The organism is Methylobacterium komagatae, from assembly GCF_042661665.1.
In the GTDB taxonomy this organism is placed as follows: domain Bacteria; phylum Pseudomonadota; class Alphaproteobacteria; order Rhizobiales; family Beijerinckiaceae; genus Methylobacterium; species Methylobacterium komagatae.
In genome coordinates, this window is the sequence record NZ_JBHSWN010000001.1 from 3,811,141 (window position 1) to 3,835,273 (window position 24,133).

General features: G+C 69.7%; 19 protein-coding genes and 5 pseudogenes. 18 read left to right on the forward strand and 6 right to left on the reverse strand.

What is annotated here, in order from left to right; genetic code table 11:
- Positions 1-94 precede the first annotated feature (94 nt).
- Both ACFQE0_RS18955 and ACFQE0_RS18960 read left to right on the forward strand, forming a co-directional pair.
- Positions 95-412, forward strand: a complete 318-nt coding sequence (locus ACFQE0_RS18955) for an Hpt domain-containing protein (protein ID WP_378972441.1) — start codon at positions 95-97, stop codon at positions 410-412.
- Between the two features lie 134 nt (positions 413-546).
- Positions 547-867, forward strand: coding sequence for a 2Fe-2S iron-sulfur cluster-binding protein (locus tag ACFQE0_RS18960; protein WP_378972443.1), 321 nt, complete (start codon positions 547-549; stop codon positions 865-867).
- 57 nt (positions 868-924) lie between these two features.
- Here the strand turns inward: ACFQE0_RS18960 and ACFQE0_RS18965 are convergent, their stop codons facing one another.
- Positions 925-2,100: a vWA domain-containing protein gene (locus tag ACFQE0_RS18965; RefSeq protein ID WP_378972445.1), complete on the reverse strand. Its 1,176-nt coding sequence runs from the start codon at positions 2,098-2,100 to the stop codon at positions 925-927.
- A gap of 368 nt (positions 2,101-2,468) precedes the next feature.
- Between ACFQE0_RS18965 and ACFQE0_RS18970 the strand changes: the two genes are divergently transcribed.
- Positions 2,469-2,876: a hypothetical protein gene (locus ACFQE0_RS18970; protein ID WP_378972447.1), complete on the forward strand. Its 408-nt coding sequence runs from the start codon at positions 2,469-2,471 to the stop codon at positions 2,874-2,876.
- 12 nt (positions 2,877-2,888) lie between these two features.
- Here ACFQE0_RS18970 and ACFQE0_RS18975 read toward each other — a convergent pair.
- Positions 2,889-4,729, reverse strand: a pseudogene (locus ACFQE0_RS18975) (cation:proton antiporter domain-containing protein).
- 244 nt (positions 4,730-4,973) lie between these two features.
- Between ACFQE0_RS18975 and ACFQE0_RS18980 the strand changes: the two are divergent.
- The 6 genes from ACFQE0_RS18980 (at position 4,974) to ACFQE0_RS19005 (ending at position 8,978) form a co-directional block, all read left to right on the forward strand.
- A complete protein-coding gene (locus ACFQE0_RS18980; protein WP_378972449.1) occupies positions 4,974-6,242 on the forward strand; it encodes an ATPase in 1,269 nt (422 codons plus the stop codon).
- Positions 6,239-6,880, forward strand: a complete 642-nt coding sequence (locus ACFQE0_RS18985; protein WP_378972451.1) for a hypothetical protein — start codon at positions 6,239-6,241, stop codon at positions 6,878-6,880. Before ACFQE0_RS18980 ends, ACFQE0_RS18985 begins: the two co-directional genes overlap by 4 nt.
- 73 nt (positions 6,881-6,953) lie before the next feature.
- Positions 6,954-7,805 carry an AAA family ATPase gene (locus ACFQE0_RS18990; RefSeq protein WP_378972453.1) on the forward strand — a complete coding sequence of 284 codons (852 nt, stop codon included), beginning with the start codon at positions 6,954-6,956 and terminating at the stop codon, positions 7,803-7,805.
- 37 nt (positions 7,806-7,842) lie between these two features.
- The gene (locus ACFQE0_RS18995; RefSeq protein WP_378972455.1) at positions 7,843-8,127 is read left to right on the forward strand and encodes a ribbon-helix-helix domain-containing protein; all 285 of its coding nucleotides are present in this window, start codon (positions 7,843-7,845) and stop codon (positions 8,125-8,127) included.
- Complete coding sequence (locus ACFQE0_RS19000) at positions 8,117-8,428, forward strand: type II toxin-antitoxin system RelE/ParE family toxin (protein ID WP_378972457.1); 312 nt, start codon at positions 8,117-8,119, stop codon at positions 8,426-8,428. Before ACFQE0_RS18995 ends, ACFQE0_RS19000 begins: the two co-directional genes overlap by 11 nt.
- A gap of 25 nt (positions 8,429-8,453) precedes the next feature.
- Entirely contained in the window at positions 8,454-8,978 is a 525-nt protein-coding gene (locus ACFQE0_RS19005) for a SixA phosphatase family protein (RefSeq protein WP_378972459.1), read from the forward strand.
- A 37-nt stretch (positions 8,979-9,015) separates the two neighbouring features.
- On the opposite strand, the gene ACFQE0_RS19010 is transcribed toward ACFQE0_RS19005, so the two are convergent.
- Complete coding sequence (locus ACFQE0_RS19010) at positions 9,016-10,005, reverse strand: alpha/beta fold hydrolase (RefSeq protein ID WP_378975573.1); 990 nt, start codon at positions 10,003-10,005, stop codon at positions 9,016-9,018.
- Positions 10,006-10,245: 240 nt separating this feature from the next.
- On the opposite strand from ACFQE0_RS19010, the gene ACFQE0_RS19015 reads away from it, so the two are divergent.
- The 4 genes and pseudogenes from ACFQE0_RS19015 (at position 10,246) to ACFQE0_RS19030 (ending at position 14,093) form a co-directional block, all read left to right on the forward strand.
- Positions 10,246-10,731, forward strand: coding sequence for an Hsp20 family protein (locus tag ACFQE0_RS19015; protein ID WP_378972461.1), 486 nt, complete (start codon positions 10,246-10,248; stop codon positions 10,729-10,731).
- Between the two features lie 164 nt (positions 10,732-10,895).
- On the forward strand, positions 10,896-11,129 hold the full coding sequence (locus ACFQE0_RS19020; RefSeq protein WP_378972463.1) for a hypothetical protein: 234 nt from the start codon (positions 10,896-10,898) through the stop codon (positions 11,127-11,129).
- A gap of 8 nt (positions 11,130-11,137) precedes the next feature.
- Positions 11,138-11,934 (forward strand): annotated as a pseudogene (gene olsB / locus ACFQE0_RS19025) (l-ornithine N(alpha)-acyltransferase); the annotation flags it as partial.
- 183 nt (positions 11,935-12,117) lie between these two features.
- Positions 12,118-14,093: pseudogene (locus tag ACFQE0_RS19030) on the forward strand (SDR family NAD(P)-dependent oxidoreductase).
- On the opposite strand, the gene ACFQE0_RS19035 reads toward ACFQE0_RS19030, so the two are convergent.
- Together ACFQE0_RS19035 and ACFQE0_RS19040 are read right to left on the reverse strand one after the other, a co-directional pair.
- Entirely contained in the window at positions 14,090-15,004 is a 915-nt protein-coding gene (locus ACFQE0_RS19035; RefSeq protein ID WP_378972465.1) for an NAD-dependent epimerase/dehydratase family protein, read from the reverse strand. The pseudogene ACFQE0_RS19030 and the gene ACFQE0_RS19035 overlap by 4 nt on opposite strands.
- Before the next feature lie 13 nt (positions 15,005-15,017).
- Positions 15,018-16,012 (reverse strand): annotated as a pseudogene (locus ACFQE0_RS19040) (MraY family glycosyltransferase).
- 200 nt (positions 16,013-16,212) lie between these two features.
- Between ACFQE0_RS19040 and ACFQE0_RS19045 the strand changes: the two are divergent.
- The 3 genes from ACFQE0_RS19045 to ACFQE0_RS19055 all read left to right on the forward strand — a co-directional run bounded on the left by ACFQE0_RS19045 (position 16,213) and on the right by ACFQE0_RS19055 (position 18,624).
- Entirely contained in the window at positions 16,213-16,656 is a 444-nt protein-coding gene (locus tag ACFQE0_RS19045; protein WP_378972467.1) for an RNA polymerase subunit sigma-70, read from the forward strand.
- Between the two features lie 111 nt (positions 16,657-16,767).
- Positions 16,768-17,712: a ring-cleaving dioxygenase gene (locus ACFQE0_RS19050; RefSeq protein WP_378972470.1), complete on the forward strand. Its 945-nt coding sequence runs from the start codon at positions 16,768-16,770 to the stop codon at positions 17,710-17,712.
- 138 nt (positions 17,713-17,850) lie between these two features.
- Complete coding sequence (locus tag ACFQE0_RS19055; RefSeq protein ID WP_378969504.1) at positions 17,851-18,624, forward strand: ferredoxin--NADP reductase; 774 nt, start codon at positions 17,851-17,853, stop codon at positions 18,622-18,624.
- Positions 18,625-18,706: 82 nt separating this feature from the next.
- Here the strand turns inward: ACFQE0_RS19055 and ACFQE0_RS19060 are convergent.
- A pseudogene (locus tag ACFQE0_RS19060) lies at positions 18,707-22,163 on the reverse strand (YhdP family protein).
- Positions 22,164-22,343: 180 nt separating this feature from the next.
- Between ACFQE0_RS19060 and ACFQE0_RS19065 the strand changes: the two are divergent.
- On the forward strand, positions 22,344-22,811 hold the full coding sequence (locus tag ACFQE0_RS19065) for a peroxiredoxin (RefSeq protein WP_378972473.1): 468 nt from the start codon (positions 22,344-22,346) through the stop codon (positions 22,809-22,811).
- A gap of 68 nt (positions 22,812-22,879) precedes the next feature.
- A complete protein-coding gene (locus ACFQE0_RS19070) occupies positions 22,880-24,124 on the forward strand; it encodes a M23 family metallopeptidase (RefSeq protein ID WP_378972476.1) in 1,245 nt (414 codons plus the stop codon).
- Positions 24,125-24,133 lie beyond the last annotated feature (9 nt).

Sequence of the window (24,133 nt, forward strand, 5' to 3'; positions counted from 1 at the left end):
CGGCGGGCGCAGCCACACTGCCAGGGACGGAGCCCGAGCGCGAGGCGAGGGGGAGCCCCTCCCGGGCGATACGATGTGGATTGCGGGGTCACCGATGGCAGAAATCGACCGCGACATCCTCGAAACGCAGACCGGCGGCGATGACGCGCTGGCCCGCGAGGTGCTGGCGCTGTTCGCGGGCGAGTGCCACCGCCTCCTGCCCGCCCTGACCGATCCTTCCCTCGACGCGGCCGGACGCGCCGACATCGCCCACACGATCCGCGGCGCGGCGGCCGGTCTCGGCGCCCTGCGGGTACAGCACCTCGCCGGGGAGGCGGAGGCCGGATTGCGCGCGGGGGAGGTGGGCGCCGAGGCCGCCGTCGCGGCTCTGGCCGGGGCGATGCGGGCCGCGCTCGCAGAGATCGAGGCCTGAGGCTTCGAAAAGTCGCTCCGCGCTGTGGCGTTTGCGGGCCTCGATCCGCTTGCTTTCCGCCTTGCGAGCCTCCAATCAGTCACCGCCGCGCGACGAGCCGCCCTGCGACCCGGCGCGCACGAGGAGCCTTGAGCATGCCCAAGATCACCTACGTCGATCACGCCGGGACGGAACGCACCGTCGAGGGCAGCGTCGGCGCCACCGTGATGGAGACGGCTCTGCGCAACAACGTGCCCGGCATCGATGCCGAATGCGGCGGCGCCTGCGCCTGCGCCACCTGCCACGTCTACGTGGACGATGCCTGGATCGACGTGGTCGGCAAGGCGCAGGACATGGAGCAGGACATGCTCGATTTCGCCACCGACGTGCGCGAGAATTCCCGCTTGTCCTGCCAGATCAAGATCTCGCCGGAACTCGACGGCCTCAAGGTCGCGACCCCGGCCCAGCAGGGCTGAGGATCGGGCTGGGGCGGCTCTTCTTCGTCATTGCGAACGCAATGACGGCGGGCGGCTCTATCTCACCAAGGACCGTGCGGCGGAATCCAGCCCCTCCAGGGTCAGCGGGAACATCCGCCCGGCCATCAGGCGCTGCACCATCCCGATCGACTGCGTGTAGCCCCAATGGGTTTCGGGCACGGGGTTGAGCCACGCCGCCTCGTGGAAGTGGTCGAGTAGCCGCCCGAGCCAGGCGGCGCCAGGCTCCTCGTTCCAATGCTCCACGGAGCCGCCGGGCACGGCGATCTCGTAGGGGCTCATGGACGCGTCCCCGACGAAGACGAGGCGATAATCGCTGCCATAGGTGCGGATGACGTCGATGAGCGGCGTGCGCGCCTCGTGCCGCCGCGCATTCTCGGTCCAGACGCCCTCGTAGACGCAATTGTGGAAGTAGAAGTGCACGAGGTGCTTGAACTCCGACCGGGCGGCGGAGAACAGGGCCTGCGCCTGCTCGATATGCCAGTCCATCGAACCGCCGACATCGAGGAAGAGCAGCACCTTCACGGCATTGCGCCGCTCGGGCCGCATCTTCACGTCGATATAGCCCTGGCGGGCGCTCGCCCGGATCGTGCCGTCAAGGTCGAGTTCGTCCGCCGCCCCGGTCCGGGCGAAGCGGCGCAGGCGCCGTAGCGCGAGCCGCATGGTACGGGCGCCGATCTCGGCATCGTCATCGAGGTCGCGAAAGTCGCGCCGGTCCCACACCTTCACCGCACGGAAGTTGCGGTTGCCGTCCTGCCCGATGCGGATGCCCTCGGGATTGTAGCCGTAGGCGCCGAACGGGGAGGTGCCACCGGTGCCGATCCATTTCGAGCCGCCCTGGTGACGGCCTTTCTGCTCGGCGAGGCGCTGCTTCAGCGTCTCGAACAGCTTGTCCCAGCCGAGCGCCTGAAGCTGCGCCTTCTCTTCCTCGGTGAGGTACTTTTCCGCGAGCTTGCGCAGCCATTCCTCGGGGATCGGCACGGCCTCCACCGCCTCGCCGACGGTCTCGAGCCCCTTAAACACGGTGCCGAACACCCGGTCGAACCGGTCGAGATGCGTCTCGTCCTTCACCAGGGCCGTGCGCGAGAGGAAGTAGAACTCCTCGACGCTCTTGCCCGGCAGGTCGTGCTCCATCGCGCCCAGCAGGACGAGATACTCCTTGAGGGTGACGGGGACCTTCGCGTCACGCAGGGCCGTGAAGAACTGGAGCAGCATGGCCCGACAACGCGCGAGCGGGGCGCCGGGGTCAAGTGCGGCGGCGGGGCTCGTTCCGGGCGAGGGGGCCTTCGCACCGCCGCAGAGTCTTCGCACCGCATCAGGCGAATCAGAGCGAATCGGCGCAGAGTCTTGAAAGCGTGGGCTTAAGTGAAATGCGGCGCTGCAGAAGTCTTTGAGGGGGCTTTGAACGGCCTGGACTCGGCTTCAAGAGCCTGAATCTGGGCATAAGTCCCGATTCCTGTTGATATCCTACCGGCTGAGACTCGCGTAGTCACTTAAACCGTCACGGGAATCACCCCAACTCATTCGGAACGGTGATGCGTCCGCGATCGTGCGGGCGAGAGCCGGTGTCGAGGAGACCTGCCGTGGCGGTCATCCTGCGTAGTTTACCCGAGTTCAAGCGGTTTCTAGCGAAGCCGGGTGCGACGATTCAAGTGGTGCGTAACACCTTTATGGACCGGCAACCCGAAGCGACGCGGGCGGCCTACCGGGACAGGGGGATGTACGCGCCGCGGGCCGTGCAGGCCCTGTCGAAGAAGGCGGCCGTGTTCAGCCTGCGCGGCTATCCCGGCACCGTCTGGCTCTATTGGGACAAGGGCGCACGCGGCTGGCGCTTCCAGGGCGACACCGTGACCGTGCCGCTGGTCACCGGCCTCGGCGCGCCGGACGAGATCACCTACCGGTGCAGCTTCGCGGAAGGCTACGAGCCTGTCGCACGGACCCGCGCCCCCCGTCGCGCCGCCTCCCAGGACGCGGCCCCGCCACCCGTGTGACGGGTCTGCCCTCTAGCTCGCCGCCTTCTCCGGCCGGGCGGGAGCCTCGCGCTTCTCGGGCTCGGCGCGCAGAGCCTTCCCTACGGTCCGCCGCGCGCGGAAGACCGGCTTCGCCTCGCTCTCACGCTTCTTGAGCAGGGTGCGGTACTCGTCCCGGCGCTCGTGAATCGAGGCGATGACGAGGCCCATCGGTACGCCGACATCGACCAGCACCGCCTCCGACAATTGCAGCGACGCCTCGATCGTCTCGGGCACGACATCGTCCACGCCGAGCTCGTAGAGGGCGGCGGCGTGCTTCGCGTCGCGGGCGCGGGAGACGATGGTCAGGTCCGGCCGCTCGCTGCGCGCCGCCGTCACCGCCTCCTCGACCGAGCGGGGCGTATCGAGGGTCACGACGAGGGCGCGGGCCGTGTCGATGCCGCTGCGACGCAGGATCTCGACATTGCCGGAATCGCCGAAATAGACCGGCGCCCCGGCCCGGCGCTGCTCGGCGACGCGGGCCGCATCGGAATCGAGGGCAAGGTAGGGGATGCGGTGGCGGGCCAGCATCTCGCCGACCTGCCGACCGACCCGGCCATAGCCCGCGACGATCACCCGGTTCTCGACCTTCTCCGGCAGCGGCTCGGCCTCGATCCGGCCGCGCGCCGTGGCCGCCGCATGGCTTCCCATCCGCCGTCCGATGGCGGCGAGGGCGGGGATGAGGATCATCGTCACGGTGGTGACGATGAGCGCCGCCGCGCCGACCTCTTCGGGCACGAGGCCGGTGGCCATGGCGCCGCCGATGAGCACGAAGGCGAACTCGCCCCCCGGCCCGAGCAGCAGCGCGGCTTCCAGCGCCACGGCCCGCGACAGGCCGAGCACCGGCCCGGCCATCACCACCACACCCCCTTGATCAGGACGAGGGCCAGGGACAGGCCGAGGATCGCCCCCGGCGAGGCCATGAGCTGCTTCGGGTCGAGGTTCATGCCGACCGAGACGAAGAACACCCCGAGGAGCAGGCCCTTGAACGGATCGATCGTCGCCTCGATCGCCCGGCGATACTCGGTCTCGGCCAGCAGCAGGCCGGCGACGAAGGCACCGAGCGTCATCGACAGGCCGCTCGCCGCCGCCGTCAGCGCCGTGCCGACGATGACGAGGAGGCAGGCCGCCATGAACAGTTCCGTCGAGCGGGTGCGCGCGACGAGTTGGAACAGCGGGCGCAGGGCGAGGCGGCCCGCCACCACGATCAGCACCAGGGCGATCGCCGCCTGGCCGAGGGCCAGGACCAGGGCGAGGCCCTTGTCGCCCCCCGTGTCGTGGCCGAGCACGGCGATGGCGAACAGCACCGGCGCCACGGCAAGGTCCTGGAACAGCAGCACGGCGAAGCTCGCGCGCCCGGTCGGCGTGTTGAGCCGCCGCTGCTCGGCCAGCACCGGCAGCACCACCGCCGTCGAGGACAGGGCGAGGCCGATGCCGACGATCACCGCGCCGGTCAGGGGCACGTCGAGCCCGAACAGGATGGCGCCGAGGATCAGGGCCGAGCAGCCGACCTGCAACGAACCGAGGCCGAAGACGAGCCGCCGCAGGGTGCGCAGCCGCTCCCAGGACAGTTCCACCCCGATCATGAACATCAGGAAGATCACGCCGAATTCGGCGAGGTGTGAGATCTCCGTCCGGTTACCGATGGTGAAGAGGTGCACGCCCGGCCATTGGTCGGCCAGCCGCCCAAGGCCGAACGGACCGAGGAGCGCGCCCGCTCCGATGAACCCGAGGACCGGAGAAATCCGCAGCCGGTGGAACAGAGGGACAACGATCCCCGCCGTGACGAGAAACAGGATCGCTTCCTTGTAGGAGCCGGCATGGACTTCTGGCATCGGCGGCGGCTCTAGCCTCGCGTGATCTCGACGGTGGGGACGGCCAGATCATGGGTGCTGGAGCCACGCGCGGCAACCGCCCCGGAGGTTGAATCGTGTCCCGGCGACGATCCCTTCCGGCGTTAGCGGGCACAAAATGGGTACAACCGGGGGTGTGGCCCAAAATCGGCACAATGCAGGGGTAAGGAAACAATGAAGAGAGCTTGTGCTCGACCCGGACCGGGCCCTGGATGTGACGAGACCGATGAATTCGCTGAAGTCGATCTTCTCACGGGCCGAGAGGGCCCCGAAGGCTGCGCCCAGCCGTGAGGTCGCCCGCGAGCGCCGGGAATGGCGACTCGAATCCGACCGGTGGAAGCACCAGCGGCATGTCGAGAAGGGCTACCGCATCAAGTGGGGTTACGTCGCCATCGCCTATCTCGTGGAGTTCATGGTCATCGGCGCCTCGCTCGCCGGGGCGTGGCTCTTCGCGGGCGTCTACAGCGACGGTGACTGGCACGCCTTCTACTTCATGCTGCTCGCGCCGCTGGTCTATGCGGCGGTGGAACTGTGCCGGGTGCCGCTCGGCATCCTCGCGCGCACGCAGCGCTCGTATTTCGTGCGGGCGCTCGCGATCCTCGGCATTATCTTCGCGGCGGGCGTGACCACGAAGTCGGTCTCGCAGCTCGGCGAGATGATGTTCCATCCGCGTCTCATGGACGCTGCCCGCACCAAGACGACCCTCAAGGACGCCCAGGCCGACCGGGCGACGATCGAGGACCGCATCAAGGCCGCCGACAGCCGCGTCGCTCAGTACACGACCGAACTCGACCAGATCGAGAAGCGCGCGGGCGACAACGCTCAGCAGCTCGCGGGCCTTCCTGGCCAGCGCTGCGAGAAGGTGTTCGGCACCAATTCCAAGGGCGTGCGCTACCAGAACCTGAAATGCGTCACCGACCCGCGCGTTGCCGCCCTCTCGGCAGGCGTCGCCAAGGCGAATGCCGACCGCACCGCGCTGGTAAAGGACCTCGAAGCGGCCCGCAAGGACCGCGCGGCCCTCGACCGAGGCGCCGCCGATCGTCGCGTCGCCGATGCCGAGCAGGCCTACCGGAACGCGGTGAACCGCTCTCAACTGCATTCGTTCACGGCCATGGTCTACGGCGTCGATCCGATCGACGTGACCGAGCAGCAGGTCCACGCCTTCCTGCGCATCTTCGTGTTCGTGCCCGCCCTCTGTGCGGCCTTCGCCTCGACCATCCTGGCCCTCTGCGCGGTCTCGACCCGCCGCACCTTCATGGATGAGGACGATCTCGGCGCGGCGGTGAACCCCGAGGCGGCGCCGTACATGCTCGACGCCATCGCCGATGCCCTGCGCTCGACCCCGTCCTTGCCGAAGGCCGCCCCGCAACAGGCCGCCGTCATCCCGATGAACCGTCCGGCGGCAGCCCAGCCGCCCCAGAGCCTGCCGGGCCAGAATGCCGCGAACCAGGGCCTGCCCGGTCCGACCCTTCCTGCCGCTGGAGCCGGCGCATGAACTACGTTGCCTCCGGTACCCCTGAGAACATCGCCCTCGCGCAGCAGGTGAACACCCGCCTGCGTGCGGATTCGAGCTACGTCGCCGCCCGCGCCTTCCTGTTCCGGGCGCTCGGGGCCGGTGTGTTCCTATGCCTGACCGGCGCCGGAATCGGTGCCGCCGCCTATGGCTGGGCGACGATGAACCAGTTCGACACGGCGGCGGAGAAGATCGCTGCGGCGATGCAGGCCGCGCTGGCCGACGTGACCCTCAAGACGAAGGGCGAGGTCACGCTCACCGACAACACCCTGAAGCTGGAAGGCCTGCCCAAGCTCGGCGGCGCCCCGACACCGACCAAGGCCCAGCTCGGCGAGCAGGCGAGCCCCGCCTCTAAGGCGCAGGTGAACACCACCTTCACGGTGTTCAAGCAGGTGCCCTATCTCGACGGGCAGATCGTTACCGGCTGGAACTTCAAGGACGGGGTCGATCAGCCCTACCAGCAATATTGCTACTTCTCCCGGCGCTCCAACGAGAGCAAGGGACAGGTCGAGCTGAAGATCGACCTCGCCATGGACGGCAAGACGCTGCCGCAGCCGCAGAAATCCGACGTGAACCTCGAAATCCTGGCGCGCAACTGCGTGTGGCACGAGAAGGGTTGAGCGGACGGGCTGACCGCTTGCGGGGTCGGCGGACGCCGCGTAACTCCGGTTCAGGCCAGCCTCCGAGACCGCGATGCGCTTTTCCGGCACCGACACCTACGTCGCCACCCCCGACCTGACGGCTGCGGTGAATGCCGCCGTCACGCTCGAGCGTCCGCTCCTCGTGAAAGGCGAGCCCGGCACCGGCAAGACCGTGCTGGCGGAGGAGATCGCCAAGGGCCTGAAGGCGCCGCTGATCGTCTGGAACGTCAAGTCCACGACCAAGGCGCAGCAGGGGCTGTACGAGTACGACGCGGTCTCGCGCCTGCGCGACTCGCAACTCGGCGACCCGCGCGTCTCGGAGATTTCCAACTACATCCGCCGGGGCAAGCTGTGGGAGGCCTTCACCGCCCCCGAGCGGCCGGTGCTGTTGATCGATGAGGTCGACAAGGCCGATATCGAGTTCCCGAACGACCTCCTGACCGAACTCGACCGGATGGAGTTCCACGTCTACGAGACCGGCGAGACCGTGAAGGCCGTGCGGCGGCCGGTGGTGATCATCACTTCCAACAACGAGAAGGAGTTGCCGGACGCGTTCCTGCGCCGCTGCTTCTTCCACTACATCCGCTTCCCCGACGCGGACACGCTGCGCGCCATCGTCGAGGTGCATTACCCCGGCATCAAGGGCCGCCTCGTGGAGGAGGCCCTGCGGGTCTTCCTCGAAACCCGCGAGGTGCCGGGCCTCAAGAAGAAGCCCTCGACCTCGGAACTGCTCGACTGGCTGAAGCTCCTCGTCTCCGAGGACATCTCGCCCGAGACCCTGCGCGAGCAGGACGGCCGCAAGCTCATCCCGCCGCTGCATGGGGCGCTGCTCAAGAACGAGCAGGATGTGAGCCTGTTCGAGAAGCTCGCCTTCATGACCCGGCGCGAGGGGCGGAAAGGCTAGCTCGGCCATTGGTGGCGCCGACCGGAGGAGGATCGTGGTGGCTGATCGCGGGCGGATGACGGTGGTGTTTCCCGAACCGATGGCGGCCCTCCTGCGGGATGCGGTCGAGGCAGGCGATTATGCCTCCACGAGCGAGGCGGTCCGCGACGCGGTGCGGCTCTGGTCCGAACGCCGGGAAAGCCAGTCCCTGGCGCGGCTGCAAGGCGCATGGGACGCCGGCAAGGCCAGCGGTCGCCACGGCACTCTCGACTTCGAGGCGCTTCGCGGCGAAGGCCGGACGCGTCTCGCCGCGCGGGCGGACGATACCGGCCGTGAGGGTTGAGGTCGTTTGGTCCCGGCTCGCACGAGAGGACGTCCGCAGCATCTATCTCGGCTTGATAGGCAAGAACCCGAGCGCGGCCGAGCGCCTGCTCGACCGGATCGAGGAGCGGGCCGGGCAATTGGCCGATCAACCCCGGCTGGGGCCGCGCCGTCCCGAGATCCGGCCGACGACGCGCATCCTCGTGGAAGCCCCCTATCTGATTCTCTACGAGACCATCCCGGATCCTGACGACCTGCCGGTCGAAGAGGTCGAGATCGTTCGCGTTCTCGATGGCCGCCGGGATATCGGCACGCTGTTCTGACACCCTCCATCCAGGGCCCAACGCCATGCGCCGCCTCATCCTCCTGCGCCATGCCAAGTCCGACCGTCCTGCGGGCGTTCGCGATCTGGAGCGTCCGCTGAACAAGCGCGGGCGGCGGGCCGCCCCCGTCGTCGGCGCGCGGATCGCGGAGGAGGGGCTGCGCCCCGACCTCGCGCTGGTCTCGCCCGCCCAGCGCACGCAGGAGACCTGGGCCGCCGTGAAGGACGCCCTCGGCGATCCCCGGCTGGAGATCGTGCCGGAAATCTACGAGGCCGCTGCGGGCGATATCCTCGCCGCGATCCGTCGGGCACCCGACGAGGTAGGCATGCTTATCGTGGTCGGGCACAATCCCGGCCTCGGCGATCTCGCGGCGACGCTGACAGGTGCGGGACCGAAGGGCCTGCGCGCGCTGCTCGCGACCGAGTTCCCGACGGCCGCCTTCGCGGTGATCGCCTTCGAGGCCGAGACCTGGGCGAGCATCGCTCCCAGTCGCGGCAGCCTCGAACACTACGTCCGCCCCCGCGACATCGACCCCGACCTCGCGGGCTGAGACGGGGTGTCCAGAGGGCTCGTCCTTCGGAATCCCCTTACACGGGCACCGGGGCCGCGTGTCGCTCGACCTCTTCGTGGGTGGGGAGGGCCGTGCCGGGCATGAAAGCGTCGAAGGCCGCCCAGAAATCCTGGCGGATGGCGTCGCGCTCGCTCAGGATCTCGTGGCGCGCATCCGGCAGGACGAGGATGTGCCCGGCTTTCAGCCGTCCGGCGAAACGCTCGGTGACGGGCGTGCCGCAGACCGGGTCGGCGCCCGCCGCCACGATCAGCACCGGTAGGTCGATGCGTGGCGCGGCGCGGGGATCGCGCAGGCGCGCCATGGCCCGGAACGCCCCCGCGAGCCACGCGATGGTCGGATCGCCCACCGCCCCGGCCCCCACCTGCTGCGCGGCGGCGGCGTTACGGGCGTAACGCTGCGGATCGCGGCACAAGCGATTGCCGGGATAGGGCTTGGTGGCGATCGAGACCGGCTTGCCGAAGGGAATGTAGCGCGAGCCGAAACCCAGCCGGTGCAGGCCTCTCGACAGCAGCGAGGCGGCGGCGGGAAAGCGAACCATGCGGATCGACAGCATCGGCGCCACCGTCACCATGCGCTTGAACGGCAGCCAGCCGTCGAGGGCGCCGGTCAGGGCGATACAGCCGCCCATGGAATGGGCGAGGCAGAGATGCGGATGCGGCATCCCCGTCAGAACCGCTTCCGCGACGGCCAGGAGATCGAGGCGGTAATCGTCGAACCGGTCGACATGCCCCTTGTGCGGATCGTCCACCCGCCGGTCGGATTCGCCCTGGCCGCGCCAATCGAAGGCCACCACCGCGAAGCCGCGCCCGCGCAGGTCGCGGATGGTCTCGTAATATTTCTCGATGAACTCGGCCCGGCCCTGGAGCAGGGTGACGGTCCCCCGGCAGGTCCGCGTGGTGGGCCGCCATGTCGCCGCGCGCAGGCTGCAATCGTCGCTCGTGCCGACCATGGTGATGGTCCCGCCCGGCGGCGCCGGGTTGTCGGGCGTATCGCGCAGGGTGAGCAGCGGGGGCTCGGCCCCGCTCCGTCCGTCGAACCGTGTCACGTCTCGCCGACTCCCGTGCCGCCCCCGGCGCAGCATGGACCGCGCCCCTGAAAAAATCCGTTCCCTCGGCCGTCTGACGGGTCTTGCGACCCGGATCGGCCACCCCGATATCTCACTCGTGCCGGCCGTCAGGCGGCACTGAAGACCGGTCCGGCCCAATGGGCGGACCAGAGAACATGTTGCTCTTCAAGAGGATATGTCATGCGTCAGTTCGATCTTGCTCCCCTTTACCGTTCGACCGTCGGCTTCGACCGTCTGTTCTCCGCCCTCGATCAGTTCGCGAGCACCGAGACCGCTCCGAGCTATCCGCCGTACAATATCGAGCGTACGGGCGAGAACGCCTACCGCATCACCGTCGCGGTGGCGGGCTTCACCGAGGAAGACCTCTCCATCGAGGTCCGGGAGAATGCCCTAACCCTGCGTGGCGAGCGCAAGGGCGAGGCCGAGAAGCGCGTGGAGTTCCTGCACCAGGGCATCGCCGCCCGGGCCTTCGAGCGCCGCTTCCAGCTCGCGGACCATGTGCAGGTGACGGGCGCCGTCCTTGAGAACGGCCTCCTCCACGTCGATCTCGTCCGCGAGGTCCCCGAGGCCAAGAAGCCCCGTCGCATCGAGATCGCCTCGGGCCGTCGTGCTGCTACGCCGGTGATCGAGGGTCAGGTCTCCGAGGGCGACCGTCAGGCAGCGTAAGCCGCCACACCCTCCGCGTGGGGGAAGCGCCCCGGCCTCAGGGCCCGTGGGGGAAGCGCCCCGGCCTCAGGGCCGGGGCGTCTTCATGTTCACTTGCATGCCCCCTTTGCATGCCCTCTTGCATGTCGTGGTGACTGTCATAATGCCGTGGCCACGGCATGCTGATGTCGAATCTCGCGGCGCCCGGGACGGGCGTGCGATGCGAGGGGGCGATGGCCACGAATCTGTTCCACCGCGAGGCCTATGCGGCCCTCGGCGCCGGTCTGCACCGCGGCGTCCAATGGGGTGTCGCCGCGCCGCTCGCCAAGCTGAAGCGCAAGCCCACTCCCGCTGACATCGCCGACGTCCTGGCCGAGGCCGATGCGATCCGCCTGCCGGAGACCGGCACGGGGGGTTGAAGGGCCGCACTCTCGGCCGCATCGGCAATCTGGAAGTGCGCCTCGCCACGAGCCGTTCGGAAATCCGCCGGGCGCAGCGCCTGCGTTTCAAGGTGTTCTATGAGGAGATGTCGGCGGTGCCGACCGGTCTCGCCTCCCTGTCCCGCCGGGATTCGGATGCCTACGATTCCCTCTGCGACCACCTTCTGGTGCTCGACCACGACAAGCTGAAGCCCGCCAAGACGCCGTTCCGCGCGCCCCGGCCCAAGGTGGTCGGCACCTACCGGCTGCTGCGCGGTGAGGTGGCCGAGCGCCACCACGGCTTCTATTCCGAGGGCGAGTATGACCTTTCCCCCGTTCTCGCCGCCCAGGGCGGGAAGCGGCTTCTGGGCTGGGGCGCTCCTGCGTTCTGAAGCCCTACCGCGGCAAGCGCACGGTCGAATTGCTCTGGCAGGGCATCTACGCCTACATCCTGCACCACCGGATCGACGCGCTGATCGGCTGCGCCTCCCTGGAAGGGACCGATCCCGACCGGCTCGCCCTTCCGCTGTCCTTCCTCCACCACCATGCCCGCGCGCCCGAGCCGTGGCGCGCCTGCGCCCTACCGGAGCGGGGGGTGCGGATGGACCGGCTGTCGAAGGAGGCAGTGGACCCGAAAGCGGCGTTGCAGGCCCTGCCGCCCCTGATCAAGGGCTACCTGCGCCTCGGCGCCACTTTCGGTGACGGTGCGGTGATCGACCGCCAGTTCGGCACGACGGACGTATTCGTCGCGCTTCCCGTCGAGCGGATCGGGGCGCGGTACCGGGGCCATTTCGCTCCGGGTTAGGGGCCTCTCCGGCCCACCCGTCCGGGGGCGGGGCGTCGCTTCAAGGGAAACCTCCGTCTTTGCCGACGGAGCGAAGTCATCCAGGGGACCTTGAATCACTGGATGCTCAAACGGGAAGCCGAAGAGTCCACACAGCCTAGCGTTGACACGCTCCGCGCCGCGGCGGATACCCCCGCGGATCCGATGCAGCAGCGCCTCGCCAAGACCGCGGTGATGGTGGCCCACGATCTAGCGGCGACCGCCGCGGCTGTGGTGCTGACCTTCCTGTTCCGCTTCCAGGGGGCGATGCTCGCCGAGCGCCTGCACGCCCTGCCGTTGCTGCTGCCGCCGTTCCTGATCGTCGCCGGGCTGGTCTATGTCCGGTTTGGGCTCTACCGGACCAAGTGGCGCTTCGCCTCCCTGCCGGACCTCGCCGGGATCGTGCGCGCGGCGAGCGTGCTCGCCCTGGTGCTCCTCGTCGTCGATTGGGTGCTGGTCTCGGCCGATCTCTACGGCTTCTACTTCTTCGGCAAGATCGCGATCCCCCTCTACTGGGTGCTGCAGATCTTCCTGCTCGGTGGGACGCGGGCCGCCTTCCGCTACCTGAAATACACGCGCTCGCGCCAGACGAACGCCAAGGCCGCCACGGTGCCGACCCTGCTGCTCGGGCGCGGCTCGGATATCGACGTGCTGCTGCGCGCGATCGAGACCGGCTCGGTCAAGAAGCTCGCGCCCAGGGGCATCCTGTCGCCGCGCCGGAACGAGGCCGGGCAGTACATGCGCGGCGTGCCGGTGCTCGGCGGCTTCGCGGATCTGGAACGGGTGGTGATGGATAGCGGCGCGCGCGGCGAGCCGATCCGCCGCCTCGTGGCCGCGCCGAGCGCGCTCGCCCCGGAATCCGCTCCCGACGACCTCATCGCCCGCGCCCGGCGCCTCGGCCTGCCGCTCGCCCGTGTGGTCGGATTGGGGGAGGGGCCGCAGGGGCCGGAACTGGCGCCCCTGGAGATCGAAGATCTGCTGCTGCGCCCTACCGTCGCCATCGACAGGCCGCGGCTGGAGGGCTTCCTCACCGGCCGCCGCGTGGTGGTGACGGGCGGTGGCGGCTCGATCGGCTCGGAGATCTGCCTGCGGGCGGTCGCCTTCGGCGCTGCCGCCGTGCTGGTCCTCGAATCCTCCGAGCCGGCGCTCCACGGCATTCTCAGCCACCCGGCGATCCTCGAGACCGAGGCCGAGGTGACGGGCGTCATCGCCGATATCCGCGACCGGGAGCGCACCTTCGCGGTGATCGCGGCGTTCCGGCCCGATTACGTGATGCACGCCGCCGCCCTGAAGCAGGTGCCGTTTCTCGAACGGGACTGGCAGGAGGGCATAAAGACCAACGTCTTCGGCTCCCTCAACGTCGCCGAGGCGGCCGTGGCAGCGGGCGCCCGCGCCCTGGTGATGATCTCCACCGACAAGGCGATCGAGCCGGTCTCGCAACTCGGCGTCACCAAGCGGTTCGCGGAGATGATCGCGCAATCCCTCGACGCTGCGCAGGCGCGCAAGCCCGGCCATCCGACGCGGCTCATCGCCGTGCGCTTCGGCAACGTGCTCGGCTCGGCGGGCTCGGTGGTGCCGGTATTCAAGGCGCAGATCGCCCGCGGAGGCCCGGTGACGGTGACCCACCCGGACATGGTCCGCTACTTCATGACCGTGCGCGAGGCCTGCGATCTCGTGCTCACCGCCGCCTCCCATGCCGATGGCGAGGCGCGGACGGAGGGGGCGAGCAGGCCGCCGTCTACGTGCTGAAGATGGGCCAGCCGGTGCGCATCGCCGACCTTGCCGAGCGGATGATCCGCCTCGCGGGCTTCGAGCCCGGCAGCGAGATCGATGTCGCCTTCACCGGCGCCCGGCCCGGCGAGCGGCTGAACGAGATCCTGTTCGCCCGCGAGGAGCCGCGCGTCGGCCTGCCGGGCATCGAGGGCGTCATGGCCGCCCAGCCGATCTTCGCCGACAGGCCCCGCCTCGACGCCTGGATCGCCCGCCTACGCGAAGCCGTTGCCGAGGGCGACCGGGCGGCGGCGGATGCCGTGTTCGAGGAGGCGGTGCCGCATTTCCGCGAGCGCGGGATCGCGCGGGCCCAGGCCGACGCCCCGGCCGCGCAGGCCATCCCCGCCGCAGCCCCCGCTGCCCTGGGCTAGCCCTGTACTAGCCGCGCCAGCCCCTCGCGCGTCGTCATCGGAGGCTGCCAGCCGAGGCGTACGAGGCCGTCGCTGCGAGCGACGAGACCGCCCGCCACCCGCTCGAAGACCTCGCCCCGCCCCGTGACGCGGCAGGCGAGGCCGAGGAGCGGCTCCGGCATCGGCAGCAGGCCTGGCCGACGGCTGAGACCCTGGCGCAGGGCGGCGATCATCTCCGGCAGGGTCAGCGGGTCGGGATCGGCAGCGATGAAGGGTGCGCGCAGGGGCTCGGGCGCCTTCAGCAGCGTGTCCACCGCCTCCGCGAGGCTGTCGAGGGAGATCAGCGAGCGCCTCGCGCGCAGACCCCCGAGGGGCAGGGGATAGGGCGAGCGGGCGAGCCGCAGCAGCGCTTCCAGATTGCCCTTCGCACCCGCGCCGTAGACGAGGACCGGCCGCAGGGCCGCCCAGTCGAGCCCGGTGGCGGCAAGCGCCAGTTCGGCCTCGCGCTTGGAGCGTCCGTAGGGATCGGTCGGACGCGGCTCGTCCGCCTCGGTCACGAGGCCCGGCGCGCTCGCCCCGGTCTGGGCCCGGATCGAGGACAGGAACACGAAGCGGCGCACCTTCGCCCGCTCGGCGGCCTGCGCAAGGCGGGCCGTCGCCTCAGTGTTGAGGGTCCGGTAATCGTCCTCCGGCGTGCCCGACATCGCATGGGCGAGCCCGGCGGAATGGACCACGGCGTCCACATCCGAGAGTGCGGCGGCCATGTTGATCGGGCGGGTCAGATCGCCGACCACGGCGCTCGCGGCCCCTGGCGGCACCTCGACCGGGCGGCGCAGGAGCACCCGCACCCGGTAGCCTCGCGCCGTCAGGGTGGCGAGGAGATGACGGCCGATGAAGCCCGTCGCCCCGGTGAGCGCCACGAGACCCGTCATGGAATGACCTCCGTCACGGCCGGGTGAAGCGGCGCAGCAGAATGGCGACGATCCCGCACCCGGCTGCGAGGGCGCCCAGCGAGACCGGCCAGGATGGCCATACCACGCTCGCCGCCGCGAGGCCCGCCAGGGCGAGGTTGATGAGGAAGACCCGCCCCACAACGCCCGTCACGGTGAGCCCGTTCACTGTCGCCCGCTGGTAGAAATGGCCGCGATGCGCCTCCCAGATCCGCTCCCGCCGGGCGGCGCGCGCGATCAGCGTCAGGCTCGCATCGGCGAGGTAGACCAGGGGCAGCAGCATCGCCGCCGCGAAGCCCCCGCGAGCGCGAGGTGCCAGAGCAGCCACGCGCTCACGAGGCCGATCGGCAGGGATCCGACATCCCCGAGGAAGAGGCCCGCCACCGGCCGGTTGAACGGGGCGAAGCCGAGCATCGCCCCGAGCAGGGAGGCCGCCACGAGCGTCGGCATCAGCGGCAGATATCCGGCGAGACCCAGGAGGGCCAAGGCGGCCGAAACGGGGACGATCTCGGCGACCGTCATCCAGTCGAGCCCGTCCATGAAGTTGGTGAGATTGACGAACCAGAGCCCGGCAAGGATCGCCAAGCCGCGCTCCAGCCAGAGGGGAATCTCCGGGACGAGCTGCCCGTCGAGATGCGTCACCAGCAGGCCGACGACGAGGATCTGCACCGCCAGCCGGGGCAGGGCGGGGAGGGGGCGCAGATCGTCCACCGCCCCGAGCACGGCGAGCACCAGGGTGCAGCCCGCCAGCCAGGTCCAGGCGTCGCGCGGCCCGGCCTCCGGCGCCCCCGCGAGCAGGCCCGAGACGGTGATGAGGGCCATCACCACCGCGATGCCCCCGCCCTGCGGCGTCGGCTCGACATGGCTCGACCGGGCGTTCGGCCGGGCCAGCGCGTAGCGGCGCAGGAGCGGCCGCAGCCGCAGGATCAGCCCCGCCGAGAGGAAGGCCGCGAAGGGCACGGCGATGAGTGGGAGCCAGGCAATCGTCATGCTGTCGCGGTCGCCGCCGAAAACGGGGCGGGCCGGGCTGTAGCCCGCTCCGGCGTGCCGGGCCAGCACCGTTTCCGGTGGATGACCGGCTCAGGCCCTTCTTAGGTGGGTTGCACGGGGGCGCCTGTGCTTGCGCAACTTCGCCGTTCCCGGCACGTTCTCTCCTTGAGACGAGGCTGGGCCGACGGAGGACGGCGCCCATGGCGACGCTCAAGGAATTCGAGGAAGCCCTGCGCGAGCACGGCATGAACATGGCCCTGGCGCTGCTGGAGCGCCTGCGGGAACGTGACCGCGCGACCCGCACGGTGAAGCCCGCCCGGCGCCTCACGGGCCAGAAGATGACGCCCGAACTTGCCCGCTCGATCCTGGAGCTTCATGCCAGCACGGGCATGACCCAGCAGGAGATCGCCTTCAAGGTCGGCGTGAACCAGGGCCGGGTCAACGAGGTGATCAAGCGCGGCAAGTGGCTGACCGACGATCCGCACGCGCCGGAGGCCGTGGCCCGCGACAGGGCCGTCGCCCGCCTCCGCGGAGATCCGAAGCCGCGCAAGGCCGCCTCGTCCAAGGCACCTGCCAAAGCGAAGGACAAGGCGGCTCCGCAAGCGCGCCGCAGCCAGGGCCAACTCGCCTTCGGGGATCTCTGAACACGGCCCCTTTCCAAGCGGGGCGCATCCCTGGATTGCTTCGCCTCCGCTCGCAATGACGGCGGCGGAGCGCCATGTGTGGGGCAATCACGAGGCGCCCCCGAACCAGTCATGCAACTCACCGGCATCCATCACCTGACGGCCGTCACGGCCCGCGCGGCGGACAACCTCGCCTTCTACACGGGCGTCCTTGGCCTGCGCCTCGTGAAGAAGACGGTGAACCAGGACGACGTCTCGGCCTATCACCTGTTCTACGCGGACGGGCTCGCGAGCCCCGGCACCGACATCACCTTCTTCGACTGGCCGGCGGCGCCGGAGCGGCGCGGCTCCGGCAGCATCGCCCGCACGCATCTGCGCGTGGCGGGCGGCCTGGAGGCGTGGTGCGAGCGGCTCGACAGGGCCGGGGTGAAGCGGGCCGCGCCGGAAATGCGGGACGGGCGCCTCACCCTCGACTTCGAGGATCCCGAGGGCCAGCGCCTCGCCCTGGTGGACGATGGCGGCGCGGGCGACGCCCATCCCTGGGACCGCTCGCCGGTCCCGGCGCCCGAGCAGATCCGTGGCCTCGGCCCGATTCGCCTCGCGGTGGCCGCGCCAGAGCGCACGGGCGCCGTGCTGACCGGCCTGATGGGCATGCGCCGGGAGCGGGCCTTCGATGCGCCGGAGGGGCGGATCGAGGTCTACGCCATGGGCGAGGGTGGCCCGGCGGCGGAGATTCAACTGCTGCACGACACGTCGGCGCCCGCCCGCGCGGGGGCCGGGGGCGTGCATCACGTCGCCTTCCGCATCCCCGATGCGGAATACGGAGCCTGGGCCGACCGCCTGCGCGCGAACCGGGTCCCGTCAAGCGGCCCGGTGGACCGATATTACTTTCGCAGCCTGTACTTCCGGGAGCCGAACGGCATCCTGTTCGAGATCGCGACAGATGGGCCGGGCTTCGCCTCGGACGAGCCGATGGAGAGCCTGGGCGAGCGTCTCGCCCTCCCGCCGTTCCTCGAACCGCGCCGGGCTGAGATCGAGGCGGGGCTGGTGCCGCTGGAGGCCTCGCCGCGTCGTTAAGAATTTCGAATGATTCCAGGGGGTTCAGTTATGCGTCGGCTGTGGCGTCGCGTGCCTTGACGCGCATGACGCAGCGCGGGAAAAGCCCCCAAATCCAAAATCGCCAGACCATACGAGCCTGTGGGGACTGATGTCGCGATGAGCAAGTTTTACGAGGAACGGGTGCTGTCGGTGCACCACTGGACCGACAACCTGTTCTCGTTCCGCACCACGCGGGACCCGGCCTTCCGCTTCCGCAACGGCGAGTTCACGATGATCGGCCTGGAGGTCGATGGCCGCCCGTTGCTGCGCGCCTACTCGGTCGTCTCGGCCAATTACGAGGAGGAACTCGAGTTCTTCTCGATCAAGGTGCAGGACGGCCCGCTGACCAGCAAGCTCCAGCACCTCAAGGTCGGTGACCCGATCATCGTCGGCAAGAAGCCGACCGGCACCCTGGTGCTCGACAACCTGCTGCCCGGCAAGCACCTCTATCTGCTCGGCACCGGCACCGGCCTCGCGCCGTTCCTGTCGATCATCAAGGACCCCGAGACCTACGACCGGTTCGAGAAGGTCGTGCTGGTCCATGGTTGCCGCCAAGTGCAGGAACTCGCCTATGGCGAGACGATCACGCAGGATCTGCCGAGCCACGAGTTCCTGGGCGAGATGATCTCGAACCAGCTGATCTACTACCCGACCGTGACCCGCGAGCCGTTCCGCAACCGCGGGCGGATCACCGACCTGATGGTCTCGGGCAAGCTGTTCGAGGATATCGGCCTGCCGCCGATGTCGATCGAGAACGACCGCTTCATGCTGTGCGGCTCGCCGGACATGATCCGCGACACCCGCCAACTCCTGGCCGAGGGCGGCTACGAGGAGGGCAACCACGGCGAGGGCGGCCACTTCGTGATCGAGAAGGCCTTCGTCGAGAAGTAGCGCCGGCCAGCGATCCGCCAGGGTCGCTCCGCTTCAGTCGTTAAGCCCGGCCGGTCCTCCGCGCCGGGCTTTTTCGTGAGCGTCAGCGGTCCTCGACCGGCGGCGCGCCGGGCATGCCCTGAGCGAAGGGACCACCGCCCGCGCTGAACAGCTTGCGCAGGAAGCCGGGGGCGATGGCCGAGAGGGGGTTCACCGTCACGTCCGGGCTCGACAGCCGGCCCGACACGCGGAAATTCACCGCGAACAGGCCCTCGTTGTTGCCGCCGCCCAGCAGCGGCCCGACGATCGGCAGTTGCGCCGCGACGTTGTTCAGCCCGTAGAGGGGCACGAAGGTGCCGTTGATGTCCGTGCGCTCCTTCCCCGTGTCGAGGTAACCGGACAGGGTAAAGCCGAGCGCCGCATTCGAGATCGCCGCATCGGAGAAATCCACCCGCGTCCCCGTACGCACGAAATTCGCCCGCATCCGGTCGAAGGAGACCGAGGCGGCGGTGGCGGGCGGCGCCACCGCGCCCTTGCGCCCACGCACGGGCGGCTGGGCCTCGGCCGGGTCCGGCCCCTGAGCCATGATGCTCGACAGGGCGGGCTCGTTGCGCAGGGTGAAGTCGCGGATCTGCACGACGCCCGCCTGCGGCCCGTCATTGAGGCCGATCCCGGCGACGAGCCGCCCGCCATACATGCGCTTGTAGATATCGAGGAAGCGCAGGGTCGCCCCCGCATCGGCGGATTCGACCGAGAGGGTCGGCGCCGCTCCGCGCTCGGCCCGGGACACGCTGGCGGCGATGGGCGCGGCGCGGAACCGGCCAGAGATCGTGCCCGAGCGGAGATCGTGGCCCCGCAGAGAGAGCTTGAAATTGGCGTTGGTGATCGCCTCGTCGTTGAAGCCCGCGACGATCGGAACCTGGATGTCGGCCTCGACATCCTTCGGCGCCGCCTCCTTGCCCCCCTTGCCTTCGGGGCCCGAGAGCGACTTCAGGAAGGGCCGGGCATCGACCACGGCGCCGCGCACCGTCACTTTGTAGGCGTTGCCGTTGCGATCCACGACGACGCGAAGGTCGTCCCCCGGCGAGAGTTTCAGGCTTGTGAACTCGGCCCGCTCCAGCCCGCCCTCGGACGAGAGCGAGGCGCTGCCCCGCGCCACGGCTTGCCCGGCATCGAGGGCGATGTCGCGCAGGTCGTAGCCACCCTCGCGGTCGGTCAGGGTCAGGGCGAGCTTGCCCGCCCGGCCCGCCGGCTTCGTGAAGCCCGGCAGAAGCCCGTCGATCCCCGCCTTGGTGAGATCCGCCTCGATCCGCACGGGCGTCTTGGTGGCACCCGGCTTGCCGAAGGCGATCACCGCCCGCACCGGCACGGTGCCGGTCAGCTGCGGCGAGGCCGGAAGCCCCTTCTTCGCCCGCAGGGCCTCATCGAGGGCGAGGCTCACCACCACCTCGCCAGGCGCGCCGATCTTGGCTTGGTGCATATCGACGGCGATCGGCGCGCCGCCGACCTTGCCGTCGCCCTTCACCGCCACGGCGCCCTTGTCGTAGCTCACCGCGAAGCGGCCCGCCTCCAGCCTGTCCTTGCCGACCACCTTGTCGACCGACAGGTCCGTGAGATTGCCCGTGAGCGTGATCGGGATCTCCGCAAGGTCGGGGATGTGCTTGAGGTCGAGGGGGAAATCGACGCGCAGGTCGACATTGCCCTTCACGGTCGCCGGATCGACCTCGGCGCTGAGCACGCTCTTGAACAGCCTGGATTCGAGGACGCTCGCCAAGCCGTCCGCCCCGCCGGAGAGCCGCAGGCCGATCTGCGCCACCGTATGGTCCGGGGTCGCCTCGGCGATGACGAAGCTTCCGTCCGACAGGGAGATGCTGCGTCCATCCGGGCCCTTCACATCGGCGGTCACACCGCGGACCGTGGTGGTGCGGCCGGTGATCAGGCCCGTGACGCTGCCCTTCACGAGGGGCGGCGCGTCGGCGGACACGTCGATGGCCGCGTTCGACACCTTGAAGGCGATGTTCAGTCCCTTGTCGGGGAGGGGGCGCCCTTGGTCGCCTCCGCGATCTCCTGGCCGGTCATCACGACCTTCATGTCGGCCCGGTCGACCCGGCCCGCGCGAAGCTGGTCGGCGAGATAGTAGCGCACCGCCGGGGCGATATGCTCCGGCCAGAGGCGCAGGAAGGTCCGCACCTCGCCTTCGCTGGCGAGGATGCGCAGGTTAATGCCGCCATCGTCGGCCTCGGTGCCGATCGTGCCGGTGATGTGGCCCTTCACGCCGGGGCCGGAGAGGGCGAAATCCTCGATGGCGATGCCCCCGGCCCGGCCGGACAGGCGGGTATCGAGGCTGTCAATCTTCACCGGCACGTCCTTGGACGTGGCGCCGCGCAGGATGCCGTCTCGGCCGGAGAGGCTGGCGGTCCAGGTCGTGTCGGATCCCGCCGGGCTCTGCGCCCAGCGTCCGGCCAAGCGCAGGGCGTTGCCACCCCCGGTATAGTCGAGGCTGTCCAGCGCCATGGTGCGGGCGTTCTCGTCCCAGCTCAGCGTAGCGGCGAGATCGTCGATCGTGACTGGGTTGAAGTCCTTCTCCTCGATGAGGAACGTGCCCTCTCCGGTATGGACCTTGGCGTTCATCGTGGTGATGCGGCCGTTCAACAGGGCCACGTCGGCACGGGCCGAGAGCTTCAGGTCCGTGGTGAGCGGCAGGCCGGATTGCCCTGCCAGCAGCAGGAAGTCGGCGACGGGCAGATCGTCCAGGGTGATCCGGCCTGCGCGGGCGCCGTCGCCGTTCTCGTGCAGGCTGCCGCCGAAGCGCCACTCGCCATGCGGGCCGTCGAGGCGGAGCTCGAAGCTGCGGGTGCCGTTCACCGGATCTCGCCCGAACAGGCCGTTCACCCGGGCGAAGACCGCACGCTCGCGTCCGTCATCGTCGATCAGGCGCATCTTCGCGTCGGTGATCCGCGCACGGTCGAGGGCACCGACGACGCCACCGGAATCGAGCACCACGCCGAAGATGGAGGCGAGCGCCGCCGAGAGTGGCGAGACGTTGCCCCGCAGCGCGTCGACGCTCGGGGGGTGTGCGGCTCGACATCGACCGGCTGAGCCGCCTCGGAGGCGGCGAAGGCGATGGAGCCGTCCTTGTGGACAAGGGCCGTGGTCTGGGTGTCGCGGAACTCGATGGAGCGCGGCTTCAGGCTGAGGGTCAGCAGGCCCCAGGGGTCGAGGCTGACCAGTGCCAGCGGCGCACGTACGACCAGCGCGCCCTGCGGGTTACGGATGTCGAGCCCGGTGAAGCGCAGGGCCAGGGCGTTCTCGCGATCGAGTTCGAGGCTGCTACCGCGCAGCGCGATGGACCAGCCGGAGCCGATCCGTTCGGCTACGGCCTTGGCCACGGCGGCCGAGAGGCCGTCGATGCGCATCGGGCCGTTCGACAGGCGGATCGCCGCGACCCCGATCACGAGGGCCAACAGGGTCACCGTGCCGGTCATGCCCAGAAGGCAACGCCAGCCCCAGTGCCGCGCTCTCGTCCTCGGCGGGCGACCCGTGATCTTCAGATCCGCCATCGAGCCCCTTAATGCGGGTGTTCTCGTTCGGTGATCGCAGCGCGGGACGGGATGCCCGGTTGCGGTGGATGCGGAGATGAAGCGGCCTTTACAGCGGCTTCGCTCCGGGTTTGGTACTCCGCGCGGGGAGACCGGAACCGGTTTCCACCCACACCATCAATCGGCCGAAAGGAAGGCACGATGGCCTTGAGCGAGGGGGCTGCGGCCCCGGATTTCGACCTGCCCGCCTCCGGGGGAGGGCGCATCGCGCTGTCTGCGCTCAAAGGACACAAGGTCGTGTTGTACTTCTATCCCAAGGACGACACGAGCGGTTGTACTCTCGAAGCCCAGGGCTTTAACGGCCTTCTCGGCGAGTTCGAGGGAGCCGATACGCGAATCGTCGGCCTTTCGCCCGATCCGGTGAAGAGCCACGACAAGTTCTGCGGCAAGTACGGGCTCGCCTTCCCCCTCGCCTCCGACGAGGACAAGGAGGTGCTCGGCGCCTACGGCGTCTGGGTCGAGAAGAGCATGTACGGGCGCAAGTACATGGGCGTGGAGCGCACCACCGTACTCGTCGACCGCGAGGGCAAGATCGCCCGCATCTGGCCCAAGGTGAAGGTGCCCGGCCATGCCGAGGAGGTGCTCGCGGCGGCCCGCGCCCTGCCGTAAGTGCCGGGCTCCGCACGGTTCCTTAACCCTGTTCGGGTCTGATGCCGGGATCGCCGTTGGGCTCCCCGATGACCAGAACGACCCCTCAGGACAGGCAGGAGCGAGCGCCCCGACGCCTCGGGCCGTGGCTCGGCGCCGGATTGGCGGTGAGCCTCCTGTGGTCGGGCGCCTCCACCTACCTCGTCCTGTTCCGGGACGAAGCCCTGGGCCGCATCGTGTCCGGGCAGATGGCGATGCGCAACGCCTACGAGGCGCGCATCGCCACCCTCCAGGAGAAGATCGACGGCGTCCGCGCCGAGGGAGCCGAGGCGCAGGCCGATATCGGGGCCCGCCTGCGCGCCGCCCTTGCCCGGCAAACCGAATTGGAGCGGCGGCAGGCCGCCCTCTCGGGCCTTCTCGACACCGCAGCGACCGGCTCGCTTCCCGCGACGGCCCGAGCTTATGCGCCCCCGGCGGGCCGGACGCCGCCCCTGACCGGGTTCGAGCTTCGCCAGGATGACCCCGCCGAGGCCGCTCAGCCCTGGCCGGACCGCCGCAGTGCCCTCGACCCCAAGAACAATCTGAACCCCAAGAACAGCCTCGACGCCGAGGATGGATTGCTCCGCCTCGAAGCCCGCCTCGGCGGGCTAGAGGAGGCGCAAGGCGCCGAACTCGGGCGGATCGCCCGCAGCGCCGAGACCGGCATCAACCGCATGCGCGCCGTCATCGCGCGTGTCGGCCTCGATCCGTCGCGCCTGCTGCCGCGTGTGTCGGCCGAGGGGATCGGCGGCCCTCTGGTGCCGATCGGCGCGGGCGGGATCGAACGTTACGGTTTTGACGGCGGCATGACCCTCGTCGGCCGCCTGATCGGTCAGGGGCAGCGCCTGCGGCAACTCGTGGACGAACTGCCCCTGCGCAAGCCGCTCGCGGGGAGCGTGTCCCTCTCCAGCCCGTTCGGGCCGCGGCTCGATCCCTTCACGCGCGGCCTCGCCCTGCATACCGGCCTGGACTTCAAGGCCGAATCGGGTGAGCCCGCCCGGGCCACGGCACCGGGTGTCATCACCGAGGCCGAATGGGCCGGGGGCTACGGCAACATGGTCGGCATCGACCACGGCCACGGACTCGCCACCCGCTTCGGCCATCTGGCCCGCATCGCGGTGCGGCCGGGCCAGCGCGTCGCGGCGGGCGAGATCATCGGTTATGTCGGCTCCACGGGCCGTTCAACCGGCTCCCACCTGCATTACGAGACCCGAATCGAGGGCGAGCCGGTGGACCCGCAGCGCTTCCTGGATGCCGGGCGCGTCCTCGACGCGCCGCGTATGAGCGGCGGCTGATCGCCCCTC